This window comes from Yoonia sp., assembly GCF_046292185.1.
In the GTDB taxonomy this organism is placed as follows: Bacteria; Pseudomonadota; Alphaproteobacteria; order Rhodobacterales; family Rhodobacteraceae; genus Yoonia.
Genome location: NZ_JBKBQY010000089.1, coordinates 1 through 13,760 on the forward strand (window position 1 = coordinate 1; position 13,760 = coordinate 13,760).

15 protein-coding genes are annotated in these 13,760 nt (G+C 62.1%); 11 read left to right on the forward strand and 4 right to left on the reverse strand.

The window, feature by feature from the left end; all coding sequences use genetic code 11:
• Positions 1-131: 131 nt before the first annotated feature.
• Entirely contained in the window at positions 132-905 is a 774-nt protein-coding gene (gene truA, locus ACK4TM_RS14130; protein WP_409702362.1) for a tRNA pseudouridine(38-40) synthase TruA, read from the reverse strand.
• A 94-nt stretch (positions 906-999) separates the two neighbouring features.
• Here truA and ACK4TM_RS14135 point away from each other — a divergent pair, with 94 nt between their 5' ends.
• Both ACK4TM_RS14135 and ACK4TM_RS14140 read left to right on the forward strand, forming a co-directional pair.
• A complete protein-coding gene (locus tag ACK4TM_RS14135) occupies positions 1,000-2,409 on the forward strand; it encodes a YcjX family protein (RefSeq protein WP_409702364.1) in 1,410 nt (469 codons plus the stop codon).
• Complete coding sequence (locus ACK4TM_RS14140) at positions 2,406-3,383, forward strand: YcjF family protein (RefSeq protein ID WP_409702366.1); 978 nt, start codon at positions 2,406-2,408, stop codon at positions 3,381-3,383. The genes ACK4TM_RS14135 and ACK4TM_RS14140 overlap by 4 nt, the downstream gene beginning before the upstream one ends.
• Here ACK4TM_RS14140 and ACK4TM_RS14145 read toward each other — a convergent pair.
• Positions 3,380-4,330 carry a DUF2125 domain-containing protein gene (locus ACK4TM_RS14145; RefSeq protein WP_409702368.1) on the reverse strand — a complete coding sequence of 317 codons (951 nt, stop codon included), beginning with the start codon at positions 4,328-4,330 and terminating at the stop codon, positions 3,380-3,382. The two genes, ACK4TM_RS14140 and ACK4TM_RS14145, sit on opposite strands and share 4 nt — an antisense overlap.
• Before the next feature lie 288 nt (positions 4,331-4,618).
• Here ACK4TM_RS14145 and ACK4TM_RS14150 point away from each other — a divergent pair, with 288 nt between their 5' ends.
• The 3 genes from ACK4TM_RS14150 to ACK4TM_RS14160 all read left to right on the forward strand — a co-directional run bounded on the left by ACK4TM_RS14150 (position 4,619) and on the right by ACK4TM_RS14160 (position 7,387).
• Positions 4,619-5,503, forward strand: a complete 885-nt coding sequence (locus ACK4TM_RS14150; protein WP_409702370.1) for a hypothetical protein — start codon at positions 4,619-4,621, stop codon at positions 5,501-5,503.
• Positions 5,504-5,629: 126 nt separating this feature from the next.
• Positions 5,630-6,310, forward strand: a complete 681-nt coding sequence (locus ACK4TM_RS14155; protein WP_409702372.1) for a Crp/Fnr family transcriptional regulator — start codon at positions 5,630-5,632, stop codon at positions 6,308-6,310.
• Positions 6,311-6,394: 84 nt separating this feature from the next.
• Positions 6,395-7,387 carry a TraB/GumN family protein gene (locus tag ACK4TM_RS14160; protein WP_409702374.1) on the forward strand — a complete coding sequence of 331 codons (993 nt, stop codon included), beginning with the start codon at positions 6,395-6,397 and terminating at the stop codon, positions 7,385-7,387.
• On the opposite strand, the gene ACK4TM_RS14165 is transcribed toward ACK4TM_RS14160, so the two are convergent.
• Positions 7,381-8,061 (reverse strand): DUF2161 domain-containing phosphodiesterase, encoded by a 681-nt coding sequence (locus ACK4TM_RS14165; RefSeq protein ID WP_409702376.1) that lies wholly within the window; start codon positions 8,059-8,061, stop codon positions 7,381-7,383. The two genes, ACK4TM_RS14160 and ACK4TM_RS14165, sit on opposite strands and share 7 nt — an antisense overlap.
• Positions 8,062-8,178: 117 nt before the next feature.
• Here ACK4TM_RS14165 and ACK4TM_RS14170 point away from each other — a divergent pair, with 117 nt between their 5' ends.
• From ACK4TM_RS14170 to ACK4TM_RS14195, 6 genes are all read left to right on the forward strand, one after another.
• Positions 8,179-9,096 (forward strand): manganese-dependent inorganic pyrophosphatase, encoded by a 918-nt coding sequence (locus tag ACK4TM_RS14170; protein WP_409702378.1) that lies wholly within the window; start codon positions 8,179-8,181, stop codon positions 9,094-9,096.
• Positions 9,097-9,105: 9 nt separating this feature from the next.
• Complete coding sequence (locus tag ACK4TM_RS14175) at positions 9,106-9,981, forward strand: TIGR01459 family HAD-type hydrolase (RefSeq protein ID WP_409702380.1); 876 nt, start codon at positions 9,106-9,108, stop codon at positions 9,979-9,981.
• Between the two features lie 87 nt (positions 9,982-10,068).
• Positions 10,069-10,512 carry a MaoC family dehydratase gene (locus ACK4TM_RS14180; RefSeq protein ID WP_409702382.1) on the forward strand — a complete coding sequence of 148 codons (444 nt, stop codon included), beginning with the start codon at positions 10,069-10,071 and terminating at the stop codon, positions 10,510-10,512.
• Between the two features lie 36 nt (positions 10,513-10,548).
• Entirely contained in the window at positions 10,549-11,490 is a 942-nt protein-coding gene (locus ACK4TM_RS14185; protein WP_409702384.1) for a bifunctional riboflavin kinase/FAD synthetase, read from the forward strand.
• The gene (locus tag ACK4TM_RS14190) at positions 11,480-11,950 is read left to right on the forward strand and encodes a YcgN family cysteine cluster protein (protein WP_409702386.1); all 471 of its coding nucleotides are present in this window, start codon (positions 11,480-11,482) and stop codon (positions 11,948-11,950) included. The genes ACK4TM_RS14185 and ACK4TM_RS14190 overlap by 11 nt, the downstream gene beginning before the upstream one ends.
• Positions 11,951-12,997, forward strand: coding sequence for a threonine aldolase family protein (locus tag ACK4TM_RS14195; protein WP_409702388.1), 1,047 nt, complete (start codon positions 11,951-11,953; stop codon positions 12,995-12,997).
• 21 nt (positions 12,998-13,018) lie between these two features.
• Here the strand turns inward: ACK4TM_RS14195 and ACK4TM_RS14200 are convergent, their stop codons facing one another.
• Positions 13,019-13,615, reverse strand: coding sequence for a 2-hydroxychromene-2-carboxylate isomerase (locus ACK4TM_RS14200; RefSeq protein ID WP_409702390.1), 597 nt, complete (start codon positions 13,613-13,615; stop codon positions 13,019-13,021).
• Positions 13,616-13,760 lie beyond the last annotated feature (145 nt).

Genomic DNA, 13,760 nt, shown 5'->3' on the forward strand with positions numbered 1-13,760 from the left:
CCTGTGGTTCCCCGACATGACGCCAGACGATCCGGCGATCGCGTCATGGGTGCAACGCTGCCGCGACCGTCCGGCCGCGGTCAGGACCGCACAGCGGGAAGGCGCAGCAGCCTGAACCGGGGCGCGGCCTGTTACCCGATAGCAAACGGATCAACGGGATAGCGCACTCCCGCCAGATACAGCCCCTGCGGCGGACAGACCGGCCCGCAGGCGGCGCGGTCGCGCGCCTCCAGCACGCGGCGCACATCGTCCGGCTGCCAGGCCCCCGCGCCGACACGTTCCAACGTCCCGACAAAACTACGTACCTGGTTATGTAGGAATGACCGCGCGCGGACATGAAACCTGTATTCGGTGCCGATGTCGCGCGGCACCACCTCGATCCGCAGTTCGTCCAGCGTCTTCACCGGGCTTTTCGCCTGACAGATCGATGACCGGAAGGTCGTGAAATCATGACACCCCAGCAGATGATCGGCACCGGCCTGCATCGCCTGCGCATCCAGCGTGTGATTGACACGCCACATCTGTCCCGCCTGGGATGTCAGCGGCGCGCGGCGCGAGATCAGCCGGAACAGATAGCGCCGTTCCAGCGCATCAAATCTTGCGTGCCAATCGTCAGCGACCACAGCACAGCGCAGGATCGCGACCGGCGCGGGTTTAAGATGGTAATTCAACGCCTCTGACAGGCGGAAAGGGTCCCAGTCGCGGCGCAGATCGCAATGCGCCACCTGCCCCGTCGCATGGACCCCTGCATCGGTGCGCCCTGCGGCAGCAATGGTATGGGGTCCGGGTTCAAGTTTCGCCAGCGCGGCCTCGATCGCGCCCTGCACCGACGGGTGATCATTCTGTCGCTGCCAGCCAGCGAAAGGCGCACCATGATATTCGACTAAAAGGGCATAACGCGGCATGCACCCCGATTAGGCGCGCAGGCCAGCGAAATCAATCCTACACATCGCAGCCCTGCATGCTTATCTGTTTGCGAACACATCGAAAGGTCCCGTCTTGGTTATCGCCGCAATCGCCGATCAGATTACCCGCCGCGTCGAAGGCGTGACCAGCGCGCTGACCGCCCCTTTCAGCGATCAGGTGATCCGGCTGGGTGTGACCGGCCTTTCGCGGGCGGGCAAGACGGTGTTCATCACGTCGCTGGTCGCCAATCTGATGGACCGGGGCCGGATGCCGCAACTGGCGGCAGCCAATGGCGCGATACAGGCGGCCTTCCTGCAACCGCAGCCCGATGATACCGTGCCGCGCTTTGCCTATGAAACCCACCTCGCACGGCTGACGGCACCCGACCCAAGCTGGCCGCAAGGCACCCGGCAGATCAGCGAATTGCGCCTGTCCCTGCGCGTGCAACCCAGCGGGTTGCTGTCCGGCCTGTCCGGGCCGCGCACGATCCACATCGATATCGTGGATTATCCGGGCGAATGGCTGCTGGATCTGGGGCTGCTGGACCAAAGCTATGCGCAATGGGCCAAGGCCGCCCTGGCGCGCGCCAAAGGCAGGCCGGGGGGCGACGCCTATCTGGCGCTGGCCGCTGGGACCGACGCGAACGCACCTTTGTCAGAAGCCACGGCAGAATCCCTTGCCGCCGCCTTCACCACCCATCTGAATGCATCGCGCGAGGCGGGGTTTTCCGATTGTACCCCCGGACGGTTCCTGCTGCCCGGCGATCTGGCCGGGTCCCCGGTGCTGACCTTTGCGCCGCTGCCCGGCGACAGTTTCGCGCGCAAATCACTGGGGCGCGAGATGGAAAGACGCTTTGACAGCTACAAGGCCAATATCATCCGCCCCTTCTTTCGCGACCATTTCGCGAAAATCGACCGGCAGATCGTGCTGGTCGATGTGCTGGGCGCGATCCATGCCGGGCCTGCGGCGTTAGAGGATCTGCGCCGCGCCATGGCTGCTGTGCTGGGCGCGTTCAAACCGGGGCGCAACGCCTTTCTGACGCGGATTTTCCAGGGGCGGCGGGTCGAGAAAATCCTGTTTGCCGCGACCAAGGCCGACCATCTGCACCACAGCCAGCATCCGCAACTGACCGCGATCACCCAAGCGTTGCTGCGCGACGCACGCGACCGCGCCGATTTCGCAGGGGCGCAGACCGGCGCGATGGCGATTGCCGCCCTGCGCACCACGGTCGAAGACAGGGTGGATCATGCCAGCGGCCCGCTCGACGTGGTGCGCGGGCGCTTGCTAGACGGCGGCAAACAGGCCGCATTCTATCCCGGCAAACTGCCCGACGATCCCGCCCATCTGCTGACGCCTGCGCGCGAAGGCGCGGAAAAATGGCTGGACGCGGATTACAGCGTGATGAATTTCGCCCCCGCAAGGCTGACCCTGCGCCCCGGCGACGGACCACCGCATATCCGGCTGGACAAGGCAGCGCAATTTTTGCTGGGGGATCGGCTATGACCCGTGGCCCCATCCTGATCGATCTGGATGACAACGACGCCGCGCGCCCCGACGCCGCCCCGGCCGTGCCCGAGATCAACAACGCCGCGATGCAGCGGATCGCGGTCGTGGCAGGCCGGAAACCATCGCGCTTGTCGCGCTGGTTCTGGTCACTGGCCGTCGCGCTGACCGGATTTATCGTGTCACTTGCCGCGTGGGATTATGTCACGGGCCTGCTGTCGCGCGCGCCGATACTTGGCTGGATCGCGACGGTCCTGATCGGGCTCCTGCTGCTGGTCCTGCTGATCATCGGCTTTCGCGAACTCGCGGCCTTCGGACGTCTGCGCAAGCTGGACACCATCCAGATCCGCGCGCGCGATGCCCTGCTTGGCAATGACCTGAAAGCCGCGCAGGGCGTGCTTGGCGCGCTGGACAATCTTTACGCCGGGCGGGCCGATACCGCCTGGGGCAAGGCCGAACTGGCGCAGCGCAAAGGTGATGTGCTGGATGCCGATGCGCTTCTGGCGCTGACGGAAATGACCCTGCTGCAACCCCTGGACGCCCGCGCCACCCGCGAGGTCGAGGCGGCAGCGCGTCAGGTCGCCATGGTCACCGCCTTTGTGCCGCTGGCGCTCGCCGATCTGATCACCGCGTTGACCGCCAATCTGCGGATGATCCGACGCATCGCGGAAATTTATGGCGGACGCGCAGGCACGCTGGGGTCCTGGCGGCTGACGCGCGGGGTGCTGGCGCATCTGGTGGCCACCGGCGCGCTGGCGGTGGGGGACGATCTGATCGGCACGATTGCGGGGGGCGGTATCCTTGCCAAAGTGTCGCGTCGTTTCGGCGAAGGCATTGTGAACGGCGCATTGACCGCCCGCGTCGGCGTCGCCGCGATGGAGGTGTGCCGCCCACTGCCGTTTCACGCCACGCCACGCCCTTCGGTCACGGCATTGGTGCGACGCGCATTGACCGGGCTTTTCGGCAGCAGCTAGCGCAGACGCGGCGCAGGGCCGACGGGGACCAGCGCGACAAGCATCACACCATCCTGAAACGTGACCGGCACGGTCAGCACGCCATCGGCATCGGCCATGAATCCCGCCAGCCTGCTGATCGTGCTGGCGACACCTGTGTCGATCACCCCCGCACTGGTCAGCACATCGACCAGAATTTCCCATTGTCCGGTGCGCAATGTGATCTGGCCGGTGGGCAGACCGGCGGAATCAATCGCGATATCGCCACTGGCTGCAACCGCGACAGGGCCCCAGTCAAGGCGCAGGTCATGCAATGCCAGATGGTCCAGATCCGGCAGCACGCCGCGCAGATCACGGTCCAGCGGGCGGGCAAAGGTCAGCCGACTATTCCCGCTGACGGAACCCACCTGCGGGCCAAGCCTGCCTGCGGGATCGATCCTGTCGCGCAGCACCAAAGGCAGGTCGATCCGCTCCGCCGCCAGATCGGCATCATAGCTTGCAGACGTGCCAGCAACATGGGCCAGCCCCGCGTGCATCTGCGCAAGGCCCATTTGCCACCCTGCGTCCGAGACTGCTATCGTCTGACCCATCTGCACGTGGCCACGGTCAAAAGACAGCCGCGCATTGGGCCGGACTGCGGCATCGGCGCGCCAGTCCTGACTGGTCACACGCAGCGTCTGACCGCCCAGAACGAGGGTCTGTTCCAGCGGAAACGCCAGTTGTACCGCCAGCGGGTTATAGCTGTCCGCCTGTACATGCAGTACAGCACCCTGCCAGCCCCAACCGGCCTGCGCGATCTGCACATCACGCAGCGCAAGATCGAACCGCGCCGGAAACCCCGCCGTATCGACTGCACCGATGCGCAGGTCGATACCTTCTTCGGCCAGCGCAACAGCCGCCTTGTCCGCGCCAGCGCGCAGCACCTGCGACGCGGCAAACCAATAGACGCTGTAGATGAGCCCCAGCAAGATCAAGCCTGACCCCAATCGCCTTAACATCGCCCGGCCCCGCATCCTGTGTCACGCCATGCTTGCCGACCAAGGGTGTTTGTCAAGCCCACGACGCGTCACCTTTTTTTGTGCAAGTCGCGAATCAGTGTCAAAAAGCACAGTAAAGCTTTACATTGTGCGCTAACATTCGAACGCACCCTCAAATTGTAAGGTTTTGTGATGTTCGGTTTTCCCCGTTCTACCTCAGCGCGTAATGATGTTGAATGGTGTTGGTTTCTGCGCCGACGGGGAAAAAACGGCGAAGCGATGGAACGCGCCCTGCATGATATCGGTGTGATGGACCATTCCGGCTGGGCAGACTGGCAGGCAAGCTCACTCACCGGCACCGGCGCCCCGGCTGAGGTGGTCTTTACCGCCGGCCAGGCCGGGCTGTGCGTCACGACAGAAGTGGATGACCCCGCCCGCGATCCCGCCGAACGGTTGAACAAAGTCTGTACATTGATCAACGATCTGAGTGGCAATGCGCCTGATGCCGCGCTGCGCGACGTGATTGCTGCGGCGCAATGTGGCGCTGACCTGACCTATGGCGCGCGCCTGAACATTTGGCAAAACGGTGGGCGGCGCCAGACAAAGCTTTTGGCAGAGATCCCACCGACGGCCGCAGACCTTGCGACGCTGCTGATGCCATCGGTCAGCAGATCATTGCAGACGCTGGGCGATAATCGCGCGCTGACCATGCTGGAATGTGACAGCGCCACCGGAAGCGTCACGATCCACGGCAAGATCACACAGGCAACACTCCCCCACCTGCCGCCGCTGGCAGAAATCGCCGATGTTTCGCCCGATTCCCTTGCGCTTGCGATGGAAGGGCTGACCGAAACCGCCATGTCGGGGGCTTTGCCGGCCGCCACACTCGGCTTCAGCCTGACTGCCCGCCCCGCAGGTCAGCCGCCTGCACTGTCTGTCTTTCTACCTGCTGCCGCTTTGGGGAATGATGACAGAATCAGCCAGAGGGTCCTGAATTGTGGCGGACACCGGATGGCAGGGTATCTCGCCTTGCTTGACCATCTTTATCCGACCGCGAACGGAATAACCCATCACGGCACGATCGGGCTGTCAGCGCGCGTCGGGGCAATGCCCGTTCTTTCCGTGACGATTGCGGCACCTTGGTTGGAACCGGATGCTTCCTGACTGAATTACACCTCACAAGGGACATAATCCTAGCGTTTATGCCACCTAAAGGAGGCATGATCAGATGAACTGTGCAGAATTAGCGGACAGACCCGGTACCGTGACACCATGGCAGGTCATTCTAACATGACCCCGGAAACATTGTTGTCTTACCAGTTACCACTGTTTGATGGGCTGCGTCCTGATGATCTGGCCGGAATCCCGCTGGAGGTCTGTGAACAGAACCTCTCTGCCTGGCAGACCCTGTTTCATCAGAACGACAGCTGCAAGGATCTGTATTTTCTATTGTCTGGCAGCCTGATGGCCGTGGCGTGGACTGCCGAAGGGCGCGAAATCGTGTTTTCTCAGGTCGAAGTGGGGGCTTATTTCGGGGAAATCACGGCGATTGACGGAAAGGCGCGGTCGCTGGCGGTTGTGGCGAAGACCGACGCACTTGTGCTGGCCATGCAACGGCACAGCTTTCTGGCGCTCTTCGACAGGATTCCCGTGATCCGCAACCGGGTCACCCATAGTATGGCAGGCCGGATTCGCAGCCTGACCGAACGGGCCATTGAACTGGCCGTGCTGAGCGTGGAACAAAGGGTGGGTGCTCATCTGCTGCGTCTGGCTGCGGGGCAAGGGGCGATGACGCAGGGCACGGTGATTGATCCGGCACCGACCCACGCCGAAATCGGAGGGCATATCGGGGCGAACCGCGAAATGGTCAGCCGGTCGATTGGTCGGCTCACGCGGCAGGGGCTGATCAAGACCTCACGTCGCCGGATCGAAATCGTCGATCCCGCCGCGCTGGCCGATCTGCTGGCATGAACCGGCCGACCGGGCGGTGCAGATGCGATTGACCCTGCGGGTCCGGCGCATAAGCTGGGCATGAAACGAACAAAGGATAACCCAATGCGCCGATGCACCCTTGCCGCTGCCGCCCTTTTGCTGACCGCAGGACATGCCGCGGCACAATGCACGGGCACCAGCTATCTTGAGCTGCTCAGCGATGAACAGCGCATGGAACTTGATCAGGCCACCGCCGATATGCCCTATGCCCAAGGGCTGATCTGGGACGCCACCCGCGACGGGCAGGTGATGACGGTCGTCGGCACGATGCATATCTTTGACCCAAGACTGGTACCGATCTACGACATGATCAGCCAGGATATCGCCGCCGCCGACCTGATCATGCTGGAAGCCACCCCTGACGATCAGCGCGCGTTAGAGGCGATGCTGGTCGAACAGCCCGACATGTTCCTGATCACCGAAGGTCCGACCCTGCCCGATCTTCTTGACGACGGCACATGGGCGCTGCTGTCGGACGCATCGGCGAACCGCGGCGTGCCGGGGTTCATGGCGGCCCAGATGCAACCCTGGTATTTGTCGATCATCCTCGCCATTCCGCCCTGCGCGATGGAAGGGCTCGCCTCGGGGATCGAGGGGCTGGACGGCATGATCGGCACATTGGCCAACGAAAATGACGTGCCGATGCAGGCGCTGGAACCCATCACCACCCTGTTCGAGATTTTCCAGACCGGGACGATAGAAGAACAGATCGACATGCTGCGCCTCAGCCTGATCAGCCCGGACATGCAGCAAAGCATGTTCGTCGCCATGCTCGACAGCTACTTCAGCGGCCAGATCGGGGAATTATGGGAAGTATCGCGCATTGCTGTCGCCGATGTGCCGGGCCTTGACCCCGAAACCGGCGCCGCCCTGTTCGACGAAATGGAAGATGCCTTGCTGAACCGGCGCAACCGCGACTGGATGCCCGTCATCGCGGATGCCATGGCCGAAAACGACACGGTCGTTCTGGCCTTCGGTGCTGCCCATCTGATCGGCGAAGACGGCGTGCTGAACATGCTCGCCAATGATGGCTGGGAACTGGAACGGCGTTACTGATCGCCCTCATCGCCGAAATCCACCAGCCCCTGACGGCCCGCAGGCGTCAGGTCATAGACACCGCGCGCGACACGTTCAAACCAGCCGTAATGATCATCCGCCATGATCCGGGTCGCCTGCGGTACCTCGGCCCATTGCCTGACCTTGGCCCCCGGTGACGCCCCATGCACCGCCAGAAACCGCGCACACCGGACGGCGTCCTGCCGGTATCCGGTGACGATTCCGTGGCGCGTGGCACCGCCCGCATTCGGATCGCCCTGTAACCGCGCGAACGCCCGCAACAGGCGCGCGCGCTTGGTTTTCGACTGTCGCGCGGCATAGGGGCCGGGGTCGGCCAGCACCTCGACGAAACCGTCGCGCAGGCGCACGGTCATCACGCCGAACCCGATCCGGCGGGCCAGTTTCACATTCGCCGCCATCGCCTTGGGCCGCGCACCCGCTAGCACCGCGACATAGACCAGATCGGTCAGCGCCAGCCTGTCCACCGCCTGCTGCAACAACGTCAGCGAAAACCCCAGCTTCAGCTCCACCACCAGCAGGTCATCGCCGCGACAGGCGACGATATCCGCCGCCCCCACCTCGCCCTTCACGTCATAGCCTTGCTGCTGCAGATAGGCCTTCACCGGCGGATATAGATCCGCCTCGCGCAGGCGGGGCTTGGGGATGGGCGGCATGGCGGAAACCTGCGTTGGTGTCGTGAAGCGCGAATATAACAAAGATTGGATGGGGTGACAGGGGCTGCCATGGCTTCTATATACGGGCCAAATCCGCATCCAATGAAAGCCCTGCATATGACAACGCTCGTTTTTGGCCATAAATCCCCCGATACCGACAGCACCGGATCGCCGCTGATCTGGGAATGGTTCCTGAACCACACCGGGATCGCGGCCAAAGCGGTGCTTTTGGGCCAGCCCAATACAGAAGCCACCTTCGTCGCCAAACGCTGGGGTTTCGATCTGCCGGACATCATCGCCGATGTGGATGCCGACCAGAAATGCGTGATCGTCGATACCAACAACCCCGCCGAACTGCCCGCCGGGATCGCCAATGCCGATATCTTGGCGATCATCGACCACCACAAACTGACCGGCGGTCTGGTCACCAAGACGCCGATCAACATCACCATCCGCCCGCTGGCCTGCACCGCCACGATCATGCATCAAATGATGGGCGATCACGCCAGCCACATGCCCGAGGCGATCAAGGGCCTGATGCTGTCCTGCATCCTGTCCGACACGCTGGCGTTCCGGTCGCCCACCACAACGCCCGTGGACAAGGACCTGGCCGAAGCATTGGCCGCCGATCTGGGGATCGACCTGAACGCCTATGCGGACGAAATGTTCGCCGCGAAATCAGACGTATCCGCCTTTTCCGACGAAGAATTGCTGCGCATGGACAGCAAGGAATATGCCGTCGGCGACACGAAATTCCGGGTCTCGGTTCTGGAAACCACAGCGCCCAAGGCGGTGCTGGACCGCAAGGATGCGCTGGCAGCCGCGATGCCTGCCGTCGCGACCGCCGATGGCGTCGATCAGGTCCTGCTGTTCGTCGTGGATATCCTGAACGAAGAAGCCACGATGCTGATCCCCAATGACCTGACCAAGTCAGTGGCAGAAAAATCCTTTGGCGTGACCGTCACCGGCGACACCGTTGTCCTGCCCGGCGTGATGAGTCGCAAATTGCAGATCATTCCTGCCCTGAAACTCTGAAAGCATAAAATGACCCGGATCATCGACAATTTCGCCGCAATCGCGGATCAATACGACGTGGCCTTTGTCGATCTCTGGGGCTGTATGCACAATGGCATCACCGCGTTTCCGGATGCGGTGGCCGCGATGCAGAACTTTCGCGCGACCGGTGGCAAGGTGGTGCTTGTCACCAATTCGCCCCGCCCGTGGGAATCTGTCGCGCGTCAGATCTTCGACATGGGCGTGCCAGAGGATACATGGGACGCTATCGCCACTTCCGGCGACAGCGCGCGCGCCGCGATGTTCCGGGGCATCATCGGGGAAAAGGTCTATTTCATGGGCGAAAGCCCGCGTGATGATGAATTCTTCACCCCCCTGCGGGTCATCGACAACCCGGTGAACATCCAGACCGTCCCACTGTCCGAGGCCGAAGGCATCGTCTGCTGCGGCCCCTTCGATCCCTTGGCTGATATCGCCGTCAACCGCCCCGATTTCCTTTACGCCAAGCAAAAAGGGCTGAAACTGCTTTGCGCCAATCCCGATATCGTCGTGGACCGGGGCGAGGTGCGTGAATGGTGCGCCGGGGCTTTGGCAGCACTTTATACAGAAATGGGCGGCGAGAGCCTGTATTTCGGCAAACCGCATCCGCCGATCTATGACCTGGCGCGACGCAGGCTGGAAAAGCTGGACGAATTGCCCGAAACCCCCCGCATCATCGCCATCGGTGACGGGGTAAATACCGATGTCCTGGGCGGCGTGCAGGAAGACATCGACGTGCTGTTCATCACCGGCGGTCTGGCCGCGACCGAAACCCGCACCACCAAACAGCCCGAACCAGCGGCGTTGGCGGCGTTCCTGACCAAGGCCCAGACCACCGCCACCTATGCAATCGGTTTTCTGCGCTAGGAAAGGCTTGATCTTTCTGCGCTTGCAAAGTAATAAAATTTCAATAGCATCATATTAACTGACTTTTTATTATCTGAAGGGCTGGAAATGTTGGACAATGCACCGCGCGGCACGATCTGTATCGAAGACATCGAAATCGGCATGACCCGGTCCCTGTCCAAGGTGATCACCGACCGGGATATCGCATTGTTCGCAGAGGTATCGACCGACCGGAACCCTGTCCATCTGGATGAAGATTACGCGCAAGACACCATCTTTGGCGGCCGCATCGCGCATGGGATGCTGACGGCGGGGCTGGTTTCTGCGGTGATCGGGGAACAATTGCCCGGCCACGGCACGGTCTATCTGGGGCAAAACCTGAAATTCCTCGCCCCTGTCCGCCCCGGCGATCTGGTGCTGGCAGAGCTGGAAGTGACCGACATCGACCATTCCCGCCGCCGCGTGACGATGAACACCCGCTGCATCGTGAATGACAAAAAGGTGCTGGAAGGCGACGCCGTCGTGCTGGCCCCATCACGCAAGTTCGACTGATCTTGCGCGCCGCCTGCGGGCGGGTTACGCACCTTTATGCAGATCATCCGCGACAGCGTTTTCATTGACCCGACCGACCGTGGCGCCGCCGCCGCCATCGGCAATTTCGACGGTGTGCATCTGGGCCACCGCGCGGTGATCGACCTTGCACGCGACGCCGCCACGGCCATTGGCGCACCGCTTGGAATCATGACCTTTGAACCCCATCCGCGCAGCTATTTTGGCCGCGACACCAGCCCTTTCCGCCTGATGAACGCCGAGGCGCGCGCCAATCGTCTGGCAAAACTGGGCGTCGAAAAACTCTATGAAGTCCCGTTCAACGCCGCCCTTGCCAGCCTGACACCCCGCGAATTCGCGCAAAAGGTGATTCATGACCAGCTGGGTTTGGTGCATGTCGTCGTCGGTGCCGATTTCTGTTTCGGCAAGAACCGGACCGGCACCGTCACCGATCTACAAACCTTCGGCGCGGAAATGGGGTTCGGTGTGACCGTCGCGCCGTTGATGGCGATTGAAGGCGACAATATCTCGTCCACCGCGATCCGCACAGCACTCAGCGATGGCCGCCCGCGTGACGCCGCCGCGATGCTGGGCCATTGGCACCGGATCGAAGGCGAAGTGATCCGTGGCCACCAGCGCGGGCGCGAACTGGGCTATCCCACCGCCAATATGTCGATTGCCGGGCTGCATCCGCCGAAATTCGGGGTTTATGCGGTCAAGGTGAATGTGCTGACCGGCGCGCATCGCGGGCAATATATCGGTGCCGCCTCCATCGGTGTGCGCCCGATGTTCGGCGAAAATATCCCCAATTGCGAAACCTTCATCTTTGACTTCAAGGGTGATCTTTACGGCGCGCATCTGTCCGTCGCCCTGGTCGATTACCTGCGACCGGAACTGAAATTCGACAGCCTTGATGCGCTGATCACCCAGATGGACGCCGATTGCGCCAAGGCACGGGATATCCTGACCGATGTCCGCTGACATCCCGCGCACGGGCCTTGCGCCCCGGTTTTGGGCCAACAAACCCATGGACAAGCTGAATAAACAGGAATGGGAGGCTTTGTGCGACGGCTGCGGCAAATGCTGCCTGAACAAGCTGGAGGATGAAGACACAGGCGAGGTCGCGATGACCCGCGTCGCCTGCCGCCTGCTGGATAACGAAAGCTGCCTTTGCGCCAATTACGCGATCCGGCACCAATTCGTGCCTGAATGTATCGTGCTGACGCCCAAGACCTTGGCCGAAAACATGTATTGGCTGCCGCAGACCTGCGCCTATCGCCTTGTCGCCGAAGGCCGCGAATTGTTCGACTGGCACCCGCTGATATCAGGCGACCCGCAATCCGTGCATCGCGCGGGGGTTTCGGTGCAAGGCATGACCGTCCCGGAGTTTGAGATCGACGAAGACGATTGGGAAGATTACATAATCGAGGAACCGCTTTAGATGTTTTTTGCCTCTGACAACGCCGGCCCCGCCCATCCTGCGATCATGGACGCGCTGGTCAAGGCCAACACCGGCTATGCACTTGGCTATGGCGCCGATCCGATCATGGCAGAGGTGCGCGAGCAAATCCGCGATGTGTTCGAAGCCCCCGATGCGGCGGTCTATCTGGTCATCAACGGCACATCCGCCAATTCCCTGCTGCTCGCCACCATGTGCCAGCCGTGGCAGACGATTTTCTGCACCGATGTAGCACATATCCACGAAGACGAATGCAACGCCCCCGAATTCTACACCCAGGCCAAACTGACGCTGGTCCCTGCCGAGGCCGGGAAAATGACCGCCGACGCCCTGCGCCGCAAGATCAGCGGCGAAGAAACACGCGGCGTGCATGGCCCGCAACGGGGGCCTGTGTCTCTGACACAGGTGACAGAAAAGGGCACCGTTTACACTTTAGATGAAATCAGCGCGCAGACCGCTGTCGCCCGCGACTATGGCCTGTCCACCCATCTGGACGGCGCACGTTTCGCCAATGCGCTGGTCGCGCTGGATTGCACCCCGGCAGAAATGACATGGAAATCCGGCATCGACGCCGTCAGCTTCGGCGGCACCAAGAATGGCGCAATGGGGGTCGAGGCTTGTGTGATCTTTGACCCCAAACTGGCGCAAGAATTCGAATACCGGCGCAAACGCGGCGGGCATTTGCTGTCCAAACACCGCTATCTGTCGGCGCAGATGCAGGCCTATCTGGCCGATGATCTTTGGCTCGATCTGGCGCGCAAGGCCAATTCACGCACCGCCCAACTGGCGCAGGGTCTGCGCACGCACAATACCGCGCAGATGCTGTTTGAACCGCAGGCCAATATCATCTTCTTCCAGATGCCACGGCGCGACCATCAGCGGATGCTGGCGGCGGGCGCGGTCTATTACGTCATGTCCGGCGATCCGGATCAGGGCGATCCCAATGAAATGCTGACAGGGCGTCTGGTCACCGACTGGTCGATGACCGAAACCAGCGTCAGTGATTTCCTGACGCTGCTGCAGGGGTAGCCCGCACGTTCTGCCCAGACATCAGATCTTGCCGGACAGATGCAGGTCCAGATCGGTCAGGCGATCCTCGCCCCAGAAACGCGCATCGGTATCGGTGATGAAGAACGGCGCGCCAAACGCCCCGGCCAGCACCGCGCGGTCAAGGTTTTGTGCATAGATATCGGCACTGGTCATCATGTCGCGATCCGCCAGCGCGGGATCAAGGCCCACCTTTTCCAGACAATCGCGGATCACGTCATCCTGGCTGATGTCGCGATCTTCGGCCCAACAGGCGCGGGTGATCGCATGGACCAGTTCGCCCACATGCGCGCCCGCATTCTGCGCCGCGATGATGGCAAAGGACGACGGCGCGGGATTGGTCGGCCAATAGGCGGGCTTTACCTTCAGCGGCAGACCCGTGACCGCCGCCCGACGCGCCAGATCCTGCAGACGATAGGCCTGCCGGTTCGGATGCCGGTCCTTGGGGGGCACACCGCCGGTGCGCGCAAACAGCGCCATGATGTCCAGCGGGCGATAGGTGAGCGTCGCGCCATGTTTTTGGGCAATCGCAGCGAGGCGTTCGCCGCACAGATATGTGTAGGGCGACATCGTTGCAAAGTAATAGTCGATATGCGGCATTTTGGTCATCCTTGGTCAGGCAAATCTAGGCGCGACGGTAAGCCTGTGCTAGTCGGTGTCAACGCCGCGAATCTGTCACATCGGCGTCATGTCCCCAGCTGCCAAAGGACCACCCCATGCCAACCATTATGGAACCCAAGCTGAT